Raw genomic sequence first — 20,195 nt, 5'->3', positions numbered from 1 at the left:
ATGAGAACATCGTATTTAGTTCTTTACTATTTCATTACTATATATTGAACGATATTTTTCCGGATATTCAAGTTGTACCCCATGTGTTCCATTCTCGAATAAAAACCATTTTTTTGAAGGTGCAATGATCGAATCAAAATACGCCCTTGCCACTGAAGTTTCGGTAAAATGGTCATTGTCTCCATGTAATATATAAAATGGCACTTTCAACTCTGGGACATCCCGCATTAAATTTAAATTCATAGCAGTAGATTCTAATAGTTTGGAGGCAGGATAATAGGAGTCGGGACTATTCATCATATCCGTAAATTTTTCTGTGAACGTTAAGCCGTTATCCATGAACATATCTACCAAAAAGCCATAGCCAAACTCTTGATTTAAGGGCGCATATTTCTGAACCAAGCCTCGCTCTATGGCATAGGCTTCGGAAACACTGTTTTTTGAGTTTTTTACATAAGGCGGTCTTCCAATTTGTTTTAATTGTTTGATTGCAAGGGTATCATTATGCTCTTGTGCTTTCGCCATTACAAAATCGTAAGACAATGGTTCTGAAAGTGTATTATTTGCATCCATACCACTTGCAATGTACGCATGGAATAATTCAGGTCTTTTCTGAACAATAAATGCGCCTACAGCACTGCCCCAAGAAGTCCCTTCAATATATATTTTTTCCTTGTTAAAAGTCTTTATCAAGTATTCGGAAAGATAAATACCATCATCTACGATGTTATTTAGGGTAATGGATACATCCGGGATGCTCTCATCATAGCCAAGTCCGGAGCCTCTTTGATCCCAATAACAAACTGTAAATAGGTCCTCCAAATCAGCCCCTGAGAGTTTATAGATCACCGGTAATAATGGATAGCCCGGACCACCATGTACTATTAACAAAACAGGGTTGTTCTTGTCTTTTCCTCTAATAGTGACCCTTTGGGAAGCGCCATTTATTACCATATCCTCGTGGGTAGCAATACTATTTGGCAGAACGTTTCCATTATCATCTAAAAAAGGTTCTTCGTCTCCAGAACTGTTGATTCGGATGATTAATAGTACAACCAAAATAAATGCAACAAGTGATCCCAATAAAATCAGAAACCACTTTCCGATTTTCTTTAAAATTTTCATATTAATAATTCCTTCAATTTATATTTTCGCTTTTTTTTATATATGCTGTAAGCCAATGGATTTGAACCGTTACCATATTTTAACTCGTTTTTCTGGTGCTAAATACAAGGAGTCACCTTTCTGAACATTAAAGGCTGAATAAAACTCTGGAATATTACTGACCACTCCGTTTACCCTAAAATTGGCTGGAGAATGAGGATCAGTGTTAATTTGCACTCGTAAGGCCTCATCTCTGATTTTATTTCTCCAAGATTGCGCATATCCGATAAATAAACGTTGCTCTCCGGTGTAATTATCCATAACAGGCGACTCCTTACCATTCAATGCAATTTTGTATGCTTTTAAGGCGATGCTTAAGCCACCAAGATCTCCTATATTCTCGCCTAGGGTAAACTCACCATTCACATGTAAACCAGGTAAAGCTTCAAATGAGTCATATTGAGATACTAAAGCTGATGTTCGTTTTTTAAATTCTTCTAGGTCATTTTCTGTCCACCAGTTTCTCATTGTACCATCTCCATCAAAAGTACTTCCTTTATCATCAAAACCATGTCCTATTTCGTGTCCAATAACCGCTCCAATTGATCCATAATTTATGGCATCCTCAGCATTTAAATCAAAAAACGGAGGTTGTAAAATTGCCGCCGGAAATACGATCTCATTTAATGTTGGATTATAATAAGCATTCACTGTTTGAGGTGTCATACCCCATTCAGTTTTATCAATCGGTTGGCCTAATTTAGCCAGTTCACGATTGTATTCCATCAAAGATGCTCTTTGTAAATTACCAAAAAGGTCCTCCTTTTTAACGTCTATATCATAAGATTTCCATTTATCTGGATACCCTATTTTAGGAGTAAATTTGCTTAGTTTATCTAAAGCCTCTTTTTTGGTGTCAGCACTCATCCAATCAAGTTCCTTAATACTTTGTTCATAGGCTTTTAAAAGATTTGACACTAATATTTCCATCTTTTCTTTGGCTTCTGGTGGAAAGTGTTTTTTCACATAAATTTTACCGACCACTTCTCCTAAAGTGCCATTTACAGTTGAAACACCACGTCTCCATAAGGGTCTTTCCTCTGGTATGCCACGTAATTCCTTGCTATAGAAATCAAAATTTTGATCTGTAATTGCTTTGCTTAAACGCGAGGCATAGGTGTTAAGGGCACTCCATTTTAAATAGGTTTTCCAATCTTCAATGTTAGTGGATGTAATGATTTTGTCTAAAGCTTTTGTGTAATCCAGCATTAATACCCCAAGATTTTTTTCATCTTTTAGGCCAGCTTCTTCAAGGTAGCCCGCCCAATTAAAATTCGGCATAATGTTAGAAAGCGTATCCGTTGGAAACATATTATACAAACTAACTAAGTCTCTGGTCTTTTCCTTTTCTAAGTGCTTTTCTGCAATTGCTGTTTCAATCAACATTATTGTTTCAGAAGCTTTTTCAGCAGAAGGTAAACCTGCTAAATCAAACATTTTCTCAACATGTTTAATATATTTTGCTCTAATCTCTTTGGAACGATCATCATCTTTAAGATAATATTCACGATCTGGCAATCCTAAACCTCCTTGGTAAGTATATACGGTATAAACAGTTGGTTTTTTTAAATCTTGGTATACAAATAAAGTTATTGGCATGCTAATGCCATATTTATTAGCATAGGCAAAATAGGAGGCCAAATCATCATAATTATTTATTGAATCAACTTTGTCAAATTCAGGTTGTAAAGGAGAAACACCTAATTGATTTCTTGTATCAAGATCCATATATGACTTGTAAAGATCTTCTACTTTTTGTTCATCTGTACCTTTTTCAAATTCTCCGTCTGCTGAACCCTCTATAATTTCCTTTACACTATCTTCAGATTCTTCATGAAGTATGTATCCAATACCATAAGATGATTTATCTGAAGGAATTTCAGTATCTTTCATCCAAGTGCCATTAACAAAAGCAGTAAAATTATCGCCGGGCTTCACAGCAGTATCCATATATTCTTTTAAAACTCCGGAGGTAAGTACAATCTCTTTACTTTCTTCTTTACTATCACTTTTGCAGCTTATGCTTATAAGCGCTACAAAAAGCGATAAAATTTTAATTACAAATTTTGCTTCCATAGGATTAGTTTTAATAGTGGTTATCGTTTAGTATATAAGCGTAGCCTGCAAATTGTTGGCTATGATTTCATTTAGACTTATTTGTTCTAATATTTCCTTCTGAAAGTAAGTTTTGTCTAATTTTCTAAAGAATTTTATCATCGGTTACGGGTTGGTTATATTGAAAAACGATAATTGGCTATATCTATTAGTACAATTATTTCGTAATAGCAATGCATGTCGTAACGCGTACGTATAGCTGTTTTGTTACTAAAATATAGGGGGAGTGTGCACTGTAAATGCTACTGCAATATAAAACTAATTTGTAGGAGAATCTAACGATTTGCGTAATTGTCCTGATGTACAATTTTTATACAATAGTAAAGGTCAATATGTTTCATTCCTGACCTCACCAATATATAGCAAGTACATCTATTATACCTTACAGATTTTATGTGCTGTAAAAAAGTAGTGCTCTGGAGTTTGCTTAAGTAAGATAAACTTCATTAAAATTATGAGCACCGTCTATCATTGTTAGACCTTTAGATTCAGTCCGATTATCTTATGTAGTGAAGATTAATTCTTTAAAGGTTATGTCTTCTTTTTGGAGTAAAAAATTAGCTGCATCTTCAGCCAAATTCTAAAAAGAATTTTTACATGCTTTTGAAGCTGGAATTATTTTTTTTCTACGCGTAAAATCTTCTCCATTTTACGACCTTTCGCCAATTCATCAATAAGCTTTTCCATTTGCCTGCAGCGTTTGTATACTTCAAACTCCTCCTCTATTTCTTCAATGCGATAACCACAAACAACACCTTTGACCAAATATTCATTGGGGTGAATTTTAGCTTTTTCAAAAAACGTTCTAAACGTTATCTTCTCATCAATAAGTGCCTGTAATGTATCTTCATCAAAACCGGTAAACCATTCTAACACCTGGTTGAGTTCTTCTTTTGTTCGCCCATTTTTCACTAATCTGTTTAAGTATAGCGGATAAATAGAGGCAAATATCATATTTGCAACCTTTTCATTTTTCTCTGCAGTAACTTTCATTTGCTATCTTATTAATGCGATTAGTATTCCTAGCAGCTCAGTGAGCAGGTATAGTGATGAGTAGAGGTCTACAACATTATATACGGTTAACTAATTTAATAAAAATGAACTGAATAGAGATTTTACTGGGAATTTAGTAAATCAATTAAAACATCATGACACCTATAGTTTTAGCTATAATGGTCATGATGTTCTATTTTATAAATATAAGAACGTATATAAACATTCTTCTTATATCAACTTTATAACCAATTGCGAAACTGCAATAAGCAGTAACGTAATAGCTAGGCTTACCAACATAGGCACAGGAGTTTCTCTTATAAAATATTCGGTAACCAACGCTCCAGCCATAGTGCCAAATAGCAATATATAGCCGGTTATTGTAGTAATGTTCCCTACTTTTTCACTTAAAAAAACAGAAGCCAATAACATCAATGCAGTTAGCAATTCTAATGCACCGGTAAAGTGCATAAAACCTTTACCGCTAATACCTAAAACTTCGCCAAATTGTGTAAATGATTTTACGCTTACCGCTAAGCCACGTAGTTTAGGAAGGGCAAATGTAAACATCGCATAAGCGCTCAGTAATTTTAATCCTATTGTAATAATATTTAGTACCATTTTATTTTCTATTTATTGTTCAACTAAAGTGTTTTTAATACATCTATGATTTCTGAAATTTCTGCTCTTTTGCGGTAATCAGCATCAAGTAAAGCATATTGCACAATACCTTTTGCATCTATAACATAAGTAGCTGTTATAGGTAGCTCGCTACTGTCATCGCCATTGTAATTTTTTAAGCCCAATTTGTTCTGGTATATTTCAGATAGCGCATCGGTTAGTTTATACACCAGTCCGTATTGCTTGGCAACCTTGTTTCCCACATCGCTTAAAACTTCAAATTGTAAATCGTGCTTTTCAGATGTGCTAAGAGATTTGTCTGGCAATTCTGGAGTTAAAGCCAAAAGGTTTGCACCATATTTTTTAAATTCTGGCAGACTGTTTTGCAAGTACTGTAAGGTAATGTTACAGTACGGACACCAACCACCTCTGTACCACGTTAAAATCACAGGTCCGTTGTCTAAAACCGACTGTAAGTTGGTGCATTCTCCCAAGGCATTTTTTAATGTAAAATCGATTATTTTATCTCCAACATTTACCGCATTTTCTTTAAAATGGGTAGCTACAATAGCCTCAAGGTTTTCGGCTGTCATTTCTTTTTGTTCCTCGGAAGCATTGGTTTCCCAAGCTGCTTGTTTTGCACTTAAAGCGTCTTGTAAATTTGTATGTTCTGTATTCATTTGTATAATTTTTAAAAAGTGAATGTGTTTATTATCAATTGAAAGCGTAGTACAATTTCAATTGGTTTTTTATTTTGATTTTCTTGAAATATGGAAAAGAAGGGCAATTGCAGCTAAAGCAAATCCAAAAATGGTAAGTCCCGTCCAGCCAAACTTGCTAATTACAGATACACCCAATGCAGAACCTGCAGATGCGCCTATGTAATAAAAAAGCATATAAATGGCATTGGCTCTACTTTGTGCATTTACATCTACCGAAAAAACACGCACCTGGTTTGGTATTTGAGAGCCGAACACGCCCAAATCTAACAGTACAATACCAATACAAAGCACCACCATATTATTTTGCCCTAATGCAAGCACCACAAAACTTGCCAGCACCAAACTAATGGAAACGGTCATTACCTTTCTAGCTCCAATTTTATCTGCCCATTTGCCCGCTATTTTAGCGCCAAAAATTCCGGCAGCACCAACAAACCCTAACAGACCTACTTGTTGTACCGATAACGAAAAGGGTTCTTCCATAACGTGTATAGCAATAGTTGCCCACATAGCGTTAAAGGCAGCAAACCAAAGTGCACCCACAAAAGCAGCTTCGCGTAAAAGTGGTTTGGTTTTTACCAAGGTAAACATTGATGCCAGTAACTGGTTGTATTTTAGTTTTGCCGTAGGTTTGTTTGATGGTAAGTAAACGTGTAGCACAACACCAATTATAGCGGCAACAACGGCAGCAGTTAAAAACACACTACGCCAACCAAAATGCTCAGCTATAAATCCGCTTAAAGTTCTAGACAATAAAATACCTGTGGTTAAACCCGTCATTAAGGTAGCCACTACTTTGCCTTTATTCTCTGGTGTAGCTAAAGACGAGCCCAGTGGCAACAACTGTTGCGTAATGTTGGCTCCCAAACCTACCACAAAAGTAGCCGCCACTAAAATGCCAAAATTTGGAGCAAAATACACGCCCAGCAATGCTATAACCAAAGTGATAGATAAGTTTCTTATCACTGTTTTTCTGTTCGTTACATCACCCAAAGGGGAAATAAAAAATATAGCCATTGCATACCCAATTTGCGATGCAGATGGTATAAAACCTAGCACACTTTCGCTTAGTCCTAATGATTCTCCAATAGACGGAATTAAAGGCTGATTGTAATATAAATTAGCTGCCGTTGCCGCAATGCCAGTAGCCATTATAAATAGTAACTTATTGCTTAAAGGATTTGTTTGTATGGTGTTCATTGTACTCTTCTAAATTGTTATGGGACAAAATTAGAACAGAACAAAACCCTGTATAAGGTGAGTATTTTAGAGAAAATGATACTTTTTAAGGTAGTTTTCTAAAAGCGGCAGGTGTAATGCCTTCGTTGTTCTTAAAAAACTTGATAAAATTGGTAGGCTCATCAAAACCCATTTCATACGCAATTTGGGCAACTGAGCTGGTAGTTTGCTGTAACAAAGCCTTAGCGCGTAAGGTCATATAGTTAGATAAGATTTTTTTAGCCGTTACTCCTGTTGCTTTTTTTACACATTCAGACAAGTAAATGGGAGTAATGTTTAATTGATCTGCATAGTCTGCAATGGTTTTATATTTTGAAGTTTCTTTAAGGATTAATTCTTCAAAATTGGCTGTAATTTCTTGGTAGCGTTTTAGTTGCACCACTTCTGTAGCATTACCAACCACACGTTTTATTTGAAGCAAAAGTACCAGCAAGTAAGAGCGTACTATTTCTACTTTATGGGAATCGTCCTTTTTAAATTCTTCATAAATGGTATCAAACAGGTTTTTAATTAAAGGTAAATCTAGCTGTGATAATTTATAAGCCGGATTAGAGTTCAATTTAAAATAAGGAAACTCGTGCTGAATTTCGTATTGATGTTTTTTAGGCTCAAAGAAATCAGCCCCAAAAAGCAAGGAATAACCTTCTTCCCCTGGTATACCATTGGAGGTGTGAACAGAAAATAATTGTAAAGGCGAATTAAAAGCTATTGAATTGGTTAAGTCTTCAACCTTTGTGGTTCCTATTTGCCGTTTAGATAGGTTATCTGCATAAAAATCTATAGTAAAAAATGTTTTTAAATGTGGATGAAGTGCATCAGCGGCAATTTGGCTGGTCTCATTAAATTTAAAAATATGAAAACCTGGGTGTATAGATTCACTCTTTACACCCAAATCTTTTAGCAAGTCTACAATATGTTGGTAGGTTTTCATATTGGATAAGATACTCATGATATTGCTTACTTAGTGCAAATCTTAAGCCTATTTTTTATGTACTTAAATCTGTTTCTTCCCAAGAAATCCCTTTAGACAACATCCAAGTTAAAGTCCCCTCGGCTTTGATATTCCCATTTGTCAAAATAGTCTTCAACAACAAACTCTATTTTTTTAATATTGATTAATTCAATTTTAGTCTCATCAACTATTATTTCTGAGGTTTTGAAAACTAACCTTTTATTTAAATTTCCATTAAGTGATTTCCTTGTAAACGACTGTGTCATTTTAAAGTAAATCATCAACATGCAGCCTAAAATCCCACCTGCTTGTCCAATTCTTTCAATGGCACTTTCATCAAGGTACTTGTACGCGAAATATGCGATTCCAATAGAACCAAACAGAAGCGAGTAAACAATGACATTTACCGTTAACTGAAAACCATTGTTTTTTGTAAATATTTTGAATTCGATTTGGTTCGTCATTTTACATTACCGCCAACGTCTCGCGCATAACGAAAGTGGCGACTTAAAATGTGCAATCTTTTCGGTTAAACTTTAGGTTACTAAAAAAACCAAAATTTTCGTTTCAGCACAAATCTCGCCATTTTCTATGTGCAGCTATGTGCTGGCTTTATATTCCATAATCTCTTAAAATTCGGACTAATGATTAATAAAATTAGATAGTCAACTATTAAACTTACAATTAAATATATCCATTGATAATTTAAGTCAATTTTGTCTCCTAAATTTCCATTGATTGATTCTCCAATCAGCCAAGTAGGTACAATTCCTTTTGCGTAGTACAACATAAAATAATTCCACAAAAAGCTTTGAAGTCCTGCAACTTTTGAAGTCGGTTCAGGTAAAGTCAGATAAAGAATTAGAAAAAATATAGTTTCAATTCCTAAAAGTAAAAGCAAGGATTTTTTCGTTTGATTAAGACCAATCAAATTCCGATTTGGGCTTTTAAATCCAAATATTATCCAAGGAATTAATAATAAAATTGAAATCATCCTTCTTCAGTCCATTTTTTTGTTGACGACCTGAAAACTTTAGATTCTCCAACGCTCAATCCATACCAAACCATATAAGTTGAGTCAGTTTCCATTTGATAAAATGCGGGACTATTCATTTTTTCAGTTAATCCAAGTTCAGTTACGTCTTTTGGCAATCGGTTATTTATCTTCTTAAACTTCTCTACTTTTTCAATTAGCATTTCAGCATATTCTTTTCGGTCATTTTTAAATTCACAACTGTAAAGACCAATTAACAGAACTATGGTTAATATTTTAGTTATCGATTTCATTTTTTTCAGCTTGCACACAACGTTTAGCTATCCGTAATGCGGGAGCAGAAAATCATTGGTTTTCGAGCCAGCACTTAGCCAAAGTTTATGTTTTGTTTTGATATTTTCTAAAATACTAAATTTAAATCTTTGGCGATAAACCAAATAGACAATAACCTTCTAATTAAACCTAAGCCCGCATTGCCTATAACCTGAAGAAGTACCTGAAATTCCAACAAAAATACTCAAAAAGTGGGGCGAAAGAGCTTGCTTCCACAACGGTGGTAAAAAGTGCCCTTCAATACTTTTTCGGGACTTCGATAAAACATCGAAATTTCGTGCCTCGATTCTGACCCGAGGTAAAAAAAAGCCCCTGAAAGGAGTTTGTATGAATACGATCCGTGGAGAATCAACGGCTTGTACAACGGTTACCGGTGTTACAAAACGTTTTGATTACTCAATAGTTATTTCTGTTAAAGGACAGCTTTTTGGTATATAAATTTTCTTATCCGTTTTTATAAAATTAATAAGTTTTTCAGTATATCTTAATTTTCCGTAATAATCGATATAATATTTTTCTTTTATTAATCCTATAGGTGTTTTTTTATTTAATATCCATTGTTCAAATACGCTAAGTTGTGTAAAAAGAGGCAAATTAAAATTTGATGATTTATTAATAATAAAGTAATAAGTTCCAGTTTTTTTTCTTTTTGCTTTCTTTTTATTCCTTAAACTGTACTTGTAATGAAAAAATGATTCATTCTTAAGTAATGTATCTTTTAATTTAATAAAATCATAATCTTCACTTTTTAAAAGATTTGCTGAGCCTAAAACATATCTACAATTCATATCAATCAAATCAGCATTATTTAAATCTGATTTTAAGGTTACAGCATTTGCATGGACTTTTCTTTTGTGGTCATCAAAATTGAGTTGATAATTTAAACTATCTTTCTCAAAAATAACAGCAAAATATTCATTCTGTTGTGAATTTATTAAGCAATACCTTGTCATACTTTGTTCAGAAACTCTGTACTGTTCATTCTTAATTTTAACTGGTTTTTTGTAGAATAATGTTGCATCATATTCCATTATATAATCAAAATCATATAGTTTTTGTGAATAACCAATGGTTAATGATAAACTAAATAGTAAAGTCAGAATTTTCATCAGCAATGTTTTGTAAAGTCTCAGCTAAGCTTCGTGCGCAGGCAAGGAAATTTTTGGTTTCCGTCTACGCACGAAGCTAAAGCTTATTGTTTGGATTTATTTTTTCTATTCTAAAAGCCAAATTAAAAATTTGGCGGTCTTAGTAAATAAGCAAAAATCTTTCGGTTTTCAACTTATCAGCTATGTTTTATACACCGTGTTGGCGGTAGTTATTTATATTCCGAACATTTTCTTGATAAAATTTCCCTTTAACTTTTGCAATGGTTTTGAGTTTGTAAAAGTTAAACTTTTTATATCATCAGGACAGTCCGTTAATATCTGATAACCGTTTTTTGTTATTAATACGGTGTCAGAATGTCTAAAACCTCCAACGCCTTCGATATAAATTCCTGGTTCAATACTAACAACCATATTTTCTTTTAGAACTGTCTTGTCTCCCTCGGCTAAATAAGGACCTTCGTGATTTCCTAAACCTATTCCATGACCTGTTCTATGCATTAAGTTTTCTTTTAAATCTTGGTCAATTAAAAATTGTTTCGCAGCTAAATCTACATCTTCTGCAATAACACCAGATTTTAATACAGCATAACTTCTTCGCCTTGCTTCCAACATTAATTCAAATGCTTCTTCCTGTTCTTTGGTTGGTTTACTTGTAAAAAATGTTCTTTCCAATTCAGCCGAATATCCATTTACTCTTAAAAAAGCTAAGCTAATATGTGAGCCTTCAACTAATAAATCTGACACTTTTGGTATACCGTGAGGCTGATAAGAAATTCTACTAGGCCAAGCTGCAACTAAAATATTTGTGGCTAAATAGTCAAAAGGTGTTTCTTTGATTACTTTTTGTTGAATAGAACGTCCAATTGAAAAAACTTCAAGTTCCGACATTCCGAAATAGGCATTCTTATTTAATTTCTCAATACTAATATCACAATATCTCGATGCTTGTTTTATTAACTCAATTTCTGTATTACTTTTTATCCATCTATGTTCTTCCAATATTGAATTTTCTACAACATTAAGATTAACCGAATTCAAAAAAGTTGAAATCTCAAAAGGTGTTTTAGCCCCAACTCCTATGAGTTTACTGTTTTTAACTATTTCAAGAAGTACATCCTTCCAACGTTCTGGTTTTTGAGCAGGATATTCCCAATAACTTTTTATTTTATCGACATTATCCACTTTTTTTAAATGAGCAAGTTCCATTTTTGGAACAATAAAACTGATTTCGCTTGCTGTAATTATTAGTAGAAATAATCTTTCAAGACTTTTGTAAGTTAATCCAGTTAAATAGTAAATATCTTCCTCTTCAGAAATGATTAAGGTGTCAACTTTGTCATTCTTTAATCTTTCTTTAATTGAGTCTATTCTCTGCTTGTATTCTAATGTACTTATTTTCAAATTTCAGTTTTTAATGCATTGCTTTAATTACCGCCAACGTTGATTTTATGGCAAGTAGGGCAGTAGAAAGCTATAAACTTTCGAGTTTCCACTGAGCCAAAGCGGTGTATTTTGTTTTTTTCTTATTCATTTTAAAAGCCAAATCAACGATTTGGCGGTGTTGGTAAATAGCACTGAACTTTCATAACCCACCGAACGCCCTATTTGCTATATACATTGTTTTAGCCAGTAATTATTTATTTCATTGACATCCATTTCTCCAAACTTATTTCCCTAATGGGATATGCAGGATTCTTAAAAGTCCATTCGTTGTCAATCCATTTCTTTACTGTGCTAAACAGAATTGAGTCAAGTCCGTTTGCAACCTCACTTTGTCGTACCCACATATAAATTTCAGCATCAAAAGCAGCCTTTTTAGAAGGTTCAATATATAAGCAGCCAAGCACTTGACTTTCATCAAGGCTTACAACAGTATACGCAAACGAACTTCGCATTTGGGACTCTTTTTGATGCCATCCCAAATCAATCAAATCCTGTTCAAACGATAAATCCTCTGTTGGCCAGTTCCATACTGGAAGGAACATTTCTTGTAAATGGCTAAGACTTGTCATAACCGCGTCATAATCTTTTACAACGTCATTAACTGTCAGCATTCTAATTCTGAATTGTTGATTCTCAAGTGTATCAGGGATTTTAAAATCCGCAGGTACAAATGAGTTGCTTTGAGAGATAACTATTTGTGGAAGCACAAATAAAATAATTGTTGTCAGAATAATTATTGATTTTTTCATATGGTTGGTGTTATTGGCTACAAGGGTTGGGCTATGGCAAGTAGGTCAGGCAAGGAAACTTTTGGTTTCCGTCTGCGCACGAAGCTAAAGCTTATTGTTTGGATTTATTTTTCCTATTTTAAAGCTAAATCAATAAGATTTAGCGACCTTATAAATATACACAGAACTTGGATTTAAAACCTAAGCCCGCATTGCCTATAACCTGAAGAAGTACCTGAAATTCCAACAAAAATGCTCAAAAAGTAGGGCGAAAGAGCTTGCTTCCACAACGGTGGTAAAAAGTGCCCTTCAATACTTGTTCGGGACTTGGATAAAACATCGAAATTTCGTGCCTCGATTCTGACCCGAGGTAAAAAAAAGCCCCTGAAAGGAGCTTATATGAATACGGTCCGTGGAGAATCAACGGCTTGTTCAACGGTTACCAATGTTGTGGGTAGTTATTAATCTGTTTTTTATTTCCTCAACCGTTTTATCATAATCAGAATCTATCTTCTTTTTGAATTCCTTTTCCGCATTATTCTTTTCCGTATAATTAGCGCCCCATCGATATATGTCCATAACGATTGGAACAAGGTCAAGACCTTTTTTTGTCAAGGAATATAAATAGGCAGACCTATTATTTAAATCTACTTCCTTCTTGATAATTCCGTTTGCCAAAAGTCTATTAAGCCTATCTGTTAGAATATTTGTTGATATACGCTCAATATTCACCAATTGGTTGAAATGGCGATTGTCAAAAAAAATAAAATCACGAAGAATTAAGAGCGTCCACTTATCTCCAAAAATGTCGAGAGATAATGTTATCGGGCAATCTGACCTTCTTTTTTGTTCCTCCATTTTTCAAAGTTACGATAAGTACTTGCATAATAAAAGTTCTTTTGTATGTTTGTACTTGTAAAATGCAAGTGCTAATTAAAATTAAAACTATGTCTTATACAATAAGTGTTTCAATTAAAGCAAATTCAGAAATTATATTTAACGCAATAACACAATCAGTTCAAGCATGGTGGGGTAGTACCAATGCTACCGTATCAAAATTAAATGATGAGTTTACGACAAGTTTTGATAAAACATTCTGGAAATTTAAAATTTTAGAATTTAACCCTAACTCAAAAATTGTTTGGCAATGTATTGATGCAAAGCATATTCATTCTGGTTTCGATGGAATTGAAAAGGAATGGATTGGAACCAACGTTGAATGGAAATTGAAAAAGAAAAGTCATAATGAAACCATTCTAAATTTTACCCATAATGGACTTGTTCCAGAATTAAATTGTTACGAAATATGTTGTCCTGCTTGGGAAAGGTTTGTTACGCAAAGTCTCAAAAGTTTTGTCGAAACTGGAAAAGGAATGCCACATTTGTCTTAATGGGCACAACGGTGCGTATAAGAAAAGTAGGGCAGGTGGTAAGCGATGTTCTTTCCGCTTAGCCACAAGCTAGATCTTTTGCACTTTATTTTTAACTTATTTTTATAAAAGTCAAATCAAAAGATTTGGCGACTTTGAAAACACGCCCAAGCCTTTGTTTAAGCATATTCGCCCTATTTTTTTTATACATCTTAAGTTTGATTCTCAGTAAATTGTTGTTGTAACCAGAAAGAACAAAAGAGAGAATTAAGGTTATGTTATACAGTGAAGCTTTAAACTTCGACAACATTGATAATCCTCTCTCTTTTACTACTTAAACCACGTTCAGTTCTGTGAGACCTTAGATCTCGTTTTCAAGTTGTTGTGGGCAGAAGTAGCCGGTTCTTTCATAAAACATTTCTTATGAATAAATATAAAGAAACTTTTGGAGTCGACATCAGTAAAGATGTCTTTGATGTATATGGAAGTAGGAAGGGTCACGAGCAGTATAAGAACGATGAAACTGGATTCAAGAAATACCTTAAGGAATTACCCAAAGGTTCATTGGTCGTTATGGAAGCTACCGGATATTATCATTATAGACTTGCACAGTTTCTTTACAAGAACGACGTAATCGTTTCGGTAGTAAATCCATTGTCGATCAAACGTTTCATTCAAATGAGACTTGCCAAGGTGAAAACGGACAAGAGCGATGCGAAGGCTATATGTGAATATGCCCTGGTCAACGAAGTGTCTATTTATAATGCCTTGACAGATGTTCAGAGTGAATGTTTACAGTTGTTCCGGTTATTGGATAACTATTTAAAACAACGAACGGCGACCAAGAACAAGATACATGGGGAGGTAGTTTTAGGTATACCCTCAAAGTTTGTTTATCGTTCCTTGATACGGAACAGGAAGCAGCTGAATAAAGAGGTAGCTGCAATCGAATCAAAGATTTTATCATTGGTAAAAGAGGACCAACAGGAGCAATTGACCTTATTGATGTCAATACCTGGTATAGGTCAAAAGACAGCATTGTTCCTAATAGTGGTCACCGATGGTTTCAACAAGTTCGAAACGGCCTCGCAGCTTTGTAGTTATGTAGGTATAACCCCAACGATACGAGAGTCTGGGAGCAGTGTAAGAGGTCGAGCGAGAATAAGTAAGGTCGGTAATAGAAAGCTTCGTAACCTATTGTTTCTATGTTCTTTCAATGCTTGTAAACACAACAAGGCATGCAGAGAGGTATATGAGCGAATCGTGAACAAGGGCAAGAGCAAGAAATTGGCATTGATAGCCGTTGCCAACAAACTATTGAAACAGTCCTTTGCCATCGCAAAATCTGGCAAACCATATGATGAAACTTACGTATCTGTATTGCTGAGATAAAAGCAGATAAATCAAATAAAAAAAAGCTCAAAGAACCTGATTTTAGAATCTATGAGCCTAGAATAATATTGTCTCAGATTAAAGAAAAATTTGTTTGTTTTTTACCTCAGTTCTTTGTTAGCAAACGGTTTTTATTTAATCATTTTATCTATTTTTTCGGTCGAAAGATGAAATGGAAATTTAATCCCATTATTAATAGTTCCGTTTTTGTTTATGAATGCATAGGTAACTCCACCGTCACAAAATGCAGATATTTTTTTATCACTAAACTTATTTAAAATAGAATCATTTTTCTCAATTGGTAAAAAGTAGTGTTTGGATTTCCATTCATTATCTATGATTCTCGCAGCCCAAACTTTTTTGTTTACTTCTTTATCTATACAAATATTAATTACGTTAATTTTCTCTTTGTTTGCTTTTGTAAAATTTTTAATTGAAGGAAGGTTATTTACTAATGATGAGCCAGCAAATTGAGCTGACCAAAAAGTGATTAATAGTGGCTTACCTTTATACTTCTCTAATAAAGATTCGAACTTCAATTTGTCTAAAGTAAATGTATCCTTATTTAGTGCGTAAGCTTTATTGTCCAATCCGTTTTCTAATAGATTTTCAAATTCGTTTATTTTTTTTAAGTATTTATTGCTTTTATTAGGGTCAAGATTATCAGAGTATGTTTTATAATCTGCACCCAATGTCATTAGCCAAGTAGATAAATCAGCATAATATTTATTATATATTTCTCCATTTAAGTTATCCTTTAAAAAAGAATTAGCCCATTTTTTATAGTCAGAATTGTTGAAGAAAGATTGCCAATTTCCATATGTTACTCTAACACTATCTTGCTCTACTAATTTTTTTAAATATTCGATTTGTAAGATACTTTCTAAATTATTAGCTAAATGCCAATCATTAATATTATTTAACTTTTGGTATTCTTTTTTACTGAAATGTTTAAAGGCTTTATCTTTAAAATTGATTTCAATTGAATCTAAATTTTTGAGTCCCGAAATTTTATTTAAAAAATTAGTTTGTAACGAGTATCTCTGAAAATTTATGCGATTTAAAAGAAATTTATATTCTTTTTCGGTTAGTGGTGAATTTGCTATTATTTTTTGGATTTTAGCCTTGTTATCAGATTCTAATACTATTTTATCATTCTGTTTTTTTAAATAGATATAGTTTAATAAGCTTATTTGCCCCGAAATTACATCTTCAATATGATTAGAAAATTCATTGATATTCTCAATATTTTCGAAATCAAAATTGTCATATCCAAATTGTTTCAGATTTAGAGTATTTATTTTTCCTGCACCTTTACCTATGGCAAATAGTGATTCTTTCGGATTGTTTACATCAAAGTCAAGTTGAATATTGTCTCCACGGAAGAGGATTAATTGTATTCCATTGTTTTTAAATTCTAGACTATAATTGGCCCCATCTGTAATCTTATCAGAATTTAAGTTAAAATAGCCTTCTGAATCTATATTTGAACCAATACTTGTAAAATTGTCAAAACTTAAATTACCCCTCAATCGTGGTAGATAATTCAAATGAATATATTCCTTCTCTGAATTTTTGACATATCCACTAATTTCAATTCCATCATTTGAAGTTGTATAGCAAGCAACAAGTAAGATGCTAAATATTAATAGTAAAAGGAATTTTTTCATATCTAAATATTTAGTTTGTTGGTTGTGTCAACTGTTTGCTAACAATTGGATAAACGTACCTAGGTACGTTTATTTCTATTTTACCCCTAATTTAAACAAATCTTTCAAAGCATTGATATATAAAGGCTTTTAAGGGTAATTACAGTTATTTAATCGTTTTCAAACGTTTACAAACGAAAACAATTATTTTGTAACCGAATAGAATTTGGAGCTCGTTCTATGTTTGCAGTGTTGAATCATGGTGGTTCAATAGTATGAACTGTTTAACGTAAAAATTAATAATATGAACGCCTTAAAAAACAAAGTACAGTTAATCGGTAATTTGGGTCAAGACCCAGAAATTGTAAACATGGACAATGGTAATAAACTGGCCAAATTTTCCATAGCTACTACGGAGAGTTATAAAAACGCACAGGGAGAGCGTGTAGATGATACCCAATGGCACAACGTGGTGGCTTGGGGAAAGACCGCAGAAATTGTAGAAAACTATTTGACCAAAGGAAAGCAGGTTGCCGTAGAGGGAAAACTTACCCACCGCTCCTATGAGACCAAAGAGGGTGAAAAACGATACATTACAGAAGTACGTTGTAACGAACTTTTGATGTTGGGTAAATAGAATATGCCGTACTTTGCAAACGAAGCCTAAAGAAGTATTGTAGTACGATAGTTTCCGCCCGCTTCGTTTGCTAAAACGGCTCTTTTGAGCAAGAATCTCAATACGCATTGCATGACGCTTACAACAGAACAAGAACTACTTCCCCTTTTAAAGAAAAACTTTGGTTATGATTCGTTTCGGCCCAACCAATGGAACGTCATTAACGACGTATTAGCCCAAAAAGATGTATTGGCGATTATGCCAACGGGCGGTGGTAAATCGCTCTGTTTTCAGCTTCCGGCCTTGGCAATGAGCGGTACGGCAATCGTAATTTCCCCTTTGATCGCGTTAATGAAGGACCAAGTAGATGCGCTAACGGCCAACGGAATTTCAGCCGCTTATTTCAATAGTTCTTTAGAGGCCGAAAAAAGACAGAAGGTAGAGACAGATCTGTTTGATGGAAAGCTGAAACTTTTATACGTAGCACCCGAAAGTCTTTCGCTGCTGCAACATATCATTACCAAAATAGAAATCAGTCTGTTTGCCATAGACGAAGCACATTGTATTTCTTCTTGGGGTCATGATTTTAGACCTGCCTATACCCAATTAGGGACGTTAAAAAGGCAATTTCCAGAGGTTCCAATCGTAGCTTTGACGGCGACGGCAGATACAACTACGCAAGATGATATTTTAGATCAATTGCAAATTCCGCATGCGTTGCGGCACTTGGCTTCTTTCAATCGTCCTAATATTTCTTTGGAAGTACGGCCTGCGCAAGATCGCATCGGTCAGATTTTGGATTTTCTAGCGGAGCGTCCTAACGAAAGTGGAATCATCTATTGCCTGAGCCGAAAAAGTACACAGACCATTGCGGACAAGCTGTTGGCTTCCGGTTTTAATGCAAAATCATATCATGCCGGCCTTCCTTCCGAAGAGCGCAGCAAGGTTCAGGAAGATTTTATTACAGATCGCGTACCCATTATCGTGGCGACTATCGCTTTCGGGATGGGAATAGATAAGAGTAATGTGCGCTGGGTTATCCATTACAATCTGCCGAAGAATATAGAAGGGTATTATCAAGAAATAGGACGTGGCGGTCGGGATAGTCTTCCTGCAAAAGCATTACTTTTTTACAGTTTTGCCGATGTAGCGCAGTTACGACGATTTATTTCTACCAGTGAAAATGCCGATGTGGAGTATGCCAAACTAGAGCGTATGCAGCAATTTGCCGAAGCACTTAGTTGCCGCCGGATTGCTTTACTCAATTATTTTGGGGAGCACATGACCGAGAATTGTGGCAATTGCGATATCTGTAACCGACCTCCAAAATATTTTGATGCTACCGTTCTCACCCAAAAAATATGTTCCGGTGTAGCGCGTTTAAAGGAAAAAGAGGCCATGGGTATGTTGGTGGATGTTTTGCGTGGTGCCCAAAATGCACAGGTCTACGAAAAAGGATATCAGCATGTAAAAACCTATGGGGCCGTAAAGGACGTATCATGGCAAGACCTGCAGCAGTATATTATTCAACTGTTAAATCAGGGGGTGTTGTCCATTAATTTTAGGGAAGGTGGCCGTCTTGCGCTCACACCTTTGGCCAAACAAGTACTTTTTGAAGGCCAGCATATTCAATTGGCAATTTTAGAGAAAAAGGAAAAAACAAAAGTCAAGAAAACAAGTAAGGCCAAAGCGGCATCATCCGGACTCTTTGAAAAACTGCGGGTTTTAAGACAACAAATCGCTGCCGAGCAAAATGTACCTGCTTATGTAGTTTTCAGTGATGCCAGTTTAAAGGATATGGAGGCAAAACTACCCAAAAACGAAACGGAATTCATGGAAGTTTCAGGGGTAGGCCAGGCGAAGCTAGAGAAATATGCGGAAGCATTTATTAAAGAAATCAGGAGCCATAAAAAAGTAAAGAAAACAAAGAAGAACCCAAGTCATCAACTTTCATTTCAAATGCTGAAAGATGGTTTTTCAGTGGAGGATATAGCCATGCAGCGTGGTATACAAGAAAGCAGTATTTACAACCACTTGCAAAAGGCCCATGCCGAAGGTGCCGATGTAGATTTAAGTCAGTTTATTTCTAAGGATGAAATAGCGAAAATCAAAAAAGCACAATCCGAACTTGAAGATGCCGAAGGGCTAAAAGTATTTTTTGAACACTTTGAAGCGAAAGTTCCCTATTGGAAAATTCAAATGGGGCTGTATTTGATTGGGAAGTAAAATGCGTGGCTTCGGCTGCGCTCAGCCGCGCATTTTACGCTCACGCGTAAAGAGTAAATTTTATGGGTCCTTACTATGTTTACATCTTAGAATGTGCCGACAAGAGTTTCTATGTAGGTTTTACAAATGATGTTGACAGAAGACTAGCAGAGCATCAAACGGGATTTTATGAGAATGCATACACCAGCAGCAGACGTCCGGTGAAGTTGCTGTACCATTTACAATTTCCAAAAGCACATGAAGCTCTTAAGTTCGAAAGGCAATTGAAAGGCTGGTCAAGGGCTAAAAAGATAGCATTGATGAACGGTAAATTCGAGCGACTTCAAATACTTGCCGAATGCAGGAATTACACCCATGCGAAGTATAAGCCGGATTCGTGATCCTAAGCCCTCCATCGGCTATGCTCGGTGTATCCTTACGAATAGCATTAGAAAAAAACATTCTGACCTGAGATTGCTTAACTCAGTTAAGCGTAGCTATTCTATAGCGAGTTCGTTTGAGTAGTGCGTGTTATGTGCTTTTACAGCAG

At 34.8% G+C, this 20,195-nt stretch carries 20 protein-coding genes; 5 read left to right on the top strand and 15 right to left on the bottom strand.

The genetic code is table 11. The features are described 5' to 3' along the window. Positions 1-15: 15 nt before the first annotated feature. The 14 genes from P0077_RS06525 to P0077_RS06460 form a co-directional block, all read right to left on the bottom strand. The gene (locus P0077_RS06525; RefSeq protein ID WP_276168323.1) at positions 16-1,125 is read right to left on the bottom strand and encodes an alpha/beta fold hydrolase; all 1,110 of its coding nucleotides are present in this window, start codon (positions 1,123-1,125) and stop codon (positions 16-18) included. Between the two features lie 69 nt (positions 1,126-1,194). Continuing rightward, positions 1,195-3,240 (bottom strand): M13 family metallopeptidase, encoded by a 2,046-nt coding sequence (locus P0077_RS06520; RefSeq protein WP_276168322.1) that lies wholly within the window; start codon positions 3,238-3,240, stop codon positions 1,195-1,197. 654 nt (positions 3,241-3,894) lie between these two features. Further along, the gene (locus tag P0077_RS06515) at positions 3,895-4,272 is read right to left on the bottom strand and encodes a DUF2200 family protein (protein WP_276168321.1); all 378 of its coding nucleotides are present in this window, start codon (positions 4,270-4,272) and stop codon (positions 3,895-3,897) included. A gap of 231 nt (positions 4,273-4,503) precedes the next feature. Further along, complete coding sequence (locus tag P0077_RS06510; RefSeq protein ID WP_276168320.1) at positions 4,504-4,893, bottom strand: DoxX family protein; 390 nt, start codon at positions 4,891-4,893, stop codon at positions 4,504-4,506. Between the two features lie 23 nt (positions 4,894-4,916). Continuing rightward, the gene (locus P0077_RS06505; RefSeq protein WP_276168319.1) at positions 4,917-5,573 is read right to left on the bottom strand and encodes a peroxiredoxin-like family protein; all 657 of its coding nucleotides are present in this window, start codon (positions 5,571-5,573) and stop codon (positions 4,917-4,919) included. Positions 5,574-5,642: 69 nt separating this feature from the next. Further along, positions 5,643-6,815 (bottom strand): MFS transporter, encoded by a 1,173-nt coding sequence (locus P0077_RS06500; protein WP_276168318.1) that lies wholly within the window; start codon positions 6,813-6,815, stop codon positions 5,643-5,645. An 85-nt stretch (positions 6,816-6,900) separates the two neighbouring features. Continuing rightward, positions 6,901-7,803, bottom strand: coding sequence for a helix-turn-helix domain-containing protein (locus P0077_RS06495; RefSeq protein WP_276168317.1), 903 nt, complete (start codon positions 7,801-7,803; stop codon positions 6,901-6,903). A 74-nt stretch (positions 7,804-7,877) separates the two neighbouring features. After that, on the bottom strand, positions 7,878-8,270 hold the full coding sequence (locus tag P0077_RS06490; protein WP_276168316.1) for a hypothetical protein: 393 nt from the start codon (positions 8,268-8,270) through the stop codon (positions 7,878-7,880). 125 nt (positions 8,271-8,395) lie between these two features. Next, positions 8,396-8,800: a hypothetical protein gene (locus P0077_RS06485; protein WP_276168315.1), complete on the bottom strand. Its 405-nt coding sequence runs from the start codon at positions 8,798-8,800 to the stop codon at positions 8,396-8,398. Further along, positions 8,797-9,093, bottom strand: coding sequence for a hypothetical protein (locus P0077_RS06480; protein WP_276168314.1), 297 nt, complete (start codon positions 9,091-9,093; stop codon positions 8,797-8,799). The genes P0077_RS06485 and P0077_RS06480 overlap by 4 nt, the downstream gene beginning before the upstream one ends. 432 nt (positions 9,094-9,525) lie before the next feature. Then, positions 9,526-10,242, bottom strand: a complete 717-nt coding sequence (locus tag P0077_RS06475) for a hypothetical protein (protein WP_276168313.1) — start codon at positions 10,240-10,242, stop codon at positions 9,526-9,528. A gap of 213 nt (positions 10,243-10,455) precedes the next feature. Beyond that, positions 10,456-11,643, bottom strand: coding sequence for a M24 family metallopeptidase (locus P0077_RS06470; RefSeq protein WP_276168312.1), 1,188 nt, complete (start codon positions 11,641-11,643; stop codon positions 10,456-10,458). Between the two features lie 236 nt (positions 11,644-11,879). After that, a complete protein-coding gene (locus P0077_RS06465; RefSeq protein ID WP_276168311.1) occupies positions 11,880-12,434 on the bottom strand; it encodes a GNAT family N-acetyltransferase in 555 nt (184 codons plus the stop codon). 411 nt (positions 12,435-12,845) lie between these two features. After that, positions 12,846-13,271 carry a winged helix-turn-helix transcriptional regulator gene (locus P0077_RS06460; protein ID WP_276168310.1) on the bottom strand — a complete coding sequence of 142 codons (426 nt, stop codon included), beginning with the start codon at positions 13,269-13,271 and terminating at the stop codon, positions 12,846-12,848. 89 nt (positions 13,272-13,360) lie between these two features. Between P0077_RS06460 and P0077_RS06455 the strand changes: the two genes are divergently transcribed. Together P0077_RS06455 and P0077_RS06450 are read left to right on the top strand one after the other, a co-directional pair. Beyond that, entirely contained in the window at positions 13,361-13,804 is a 444-nt protein-coding gene (locus P0077_RS06455; protein WP_276168309.1) for a hypothetical protein, read from the top strand. Positions 13,805-14,206: 402 nt separating this feature from the next. After that, complete coding sequence (locus P0077_RS06450) at positions 14,207-15,175, top strand: transposase (protein ID WP_276166423.1); 969 nt, start codon at positions 14,207-14,209, stop codon at positions 15,173-15,175. 131 nt (positions 15,176-15,306) lie between these two features. Here the strand turns inward: P0077_RS06450 and P0077_RS06445 are convergent, their stop codons facing one another. Next, positions 15,307-16,845, bottom strand: a complete 1,539-nt coding sequence (locus tag P0077_RS06445; protein WP_276168308.1) for a hypothetical protein — start codon at positions 16,843-16,845, stop codon at positions 15,307-15,309. 283 nt (positions 16,846-17,128) lie between these two features. Here P0077_RS06445 and P0077_RS06440 point away from each other — a divergent pair, with 283 nt between their 5' ends. The 3 genes from P0077_RS06440 to P0077_RS06430 all read left to right on the top strand — a co-directional run bounded on the left by P0077_RS06440 (position 17,129) and on the right by P0077_RS06430 (position 20,046). Next, positions 17,129-17,461 carry a single-stranded DNA-binding protein gene (locus P0077_RS06440; RefSeq protein WP_038237398.1) on the top strand — a complete coding sequence of 111 codons (333 nt, stop codon included), beginning with the start codon at positions 17,129-17,131 and terminating at the stop codon, positions 17,459-17,461. An 84-nt stretch (positions 17,462-17,545) separates the two neighbouring features. Further along, the gene (recQ, locus tag P0077_RS06435; RefSeq protein WP_349292976.1) at positions 17,546-19,666 is read left to right on the top strand and encodes a DNA helicase RecQ; all 2,121 of its coding nucleotides are present in this window, start codon (positions 17,546-17,548) and stop codon (positions 19,664-19,666) included. A 62-nt stretch (positions 19,667-19,728) separates the two neighbouring features. Next, positions 19,729-20,046 carry a GIY-YIG nuclease family protein gene (locus P0077_RS06430; RefSeq protein ID WP_276168307.1) on the top strand — a complete coding sequence of 106 codons (318 nt, stop codon included), beginning with the start codon at positions 19,729-19,731 and terminating at the stop codon, positions 20,044-20,046. Positions 20,047-20,195: the final 149 nt, after the last annotated feature.

Source organism: Zobellia alginiliquefaciens (assembly GCF_029323795.1).
GTDB lineage: Bacteria > Bacteroidota > Bacteroidia > Flavobacteriales > Flavobacteriaceae > Zobellia > Zobellia alginiliquefaciens.
The sequence above is the reverse complement of the archived record's forward strand: the minus strand, read 5'-3'. Positions and strand labels throughout refer to the sequence as shown.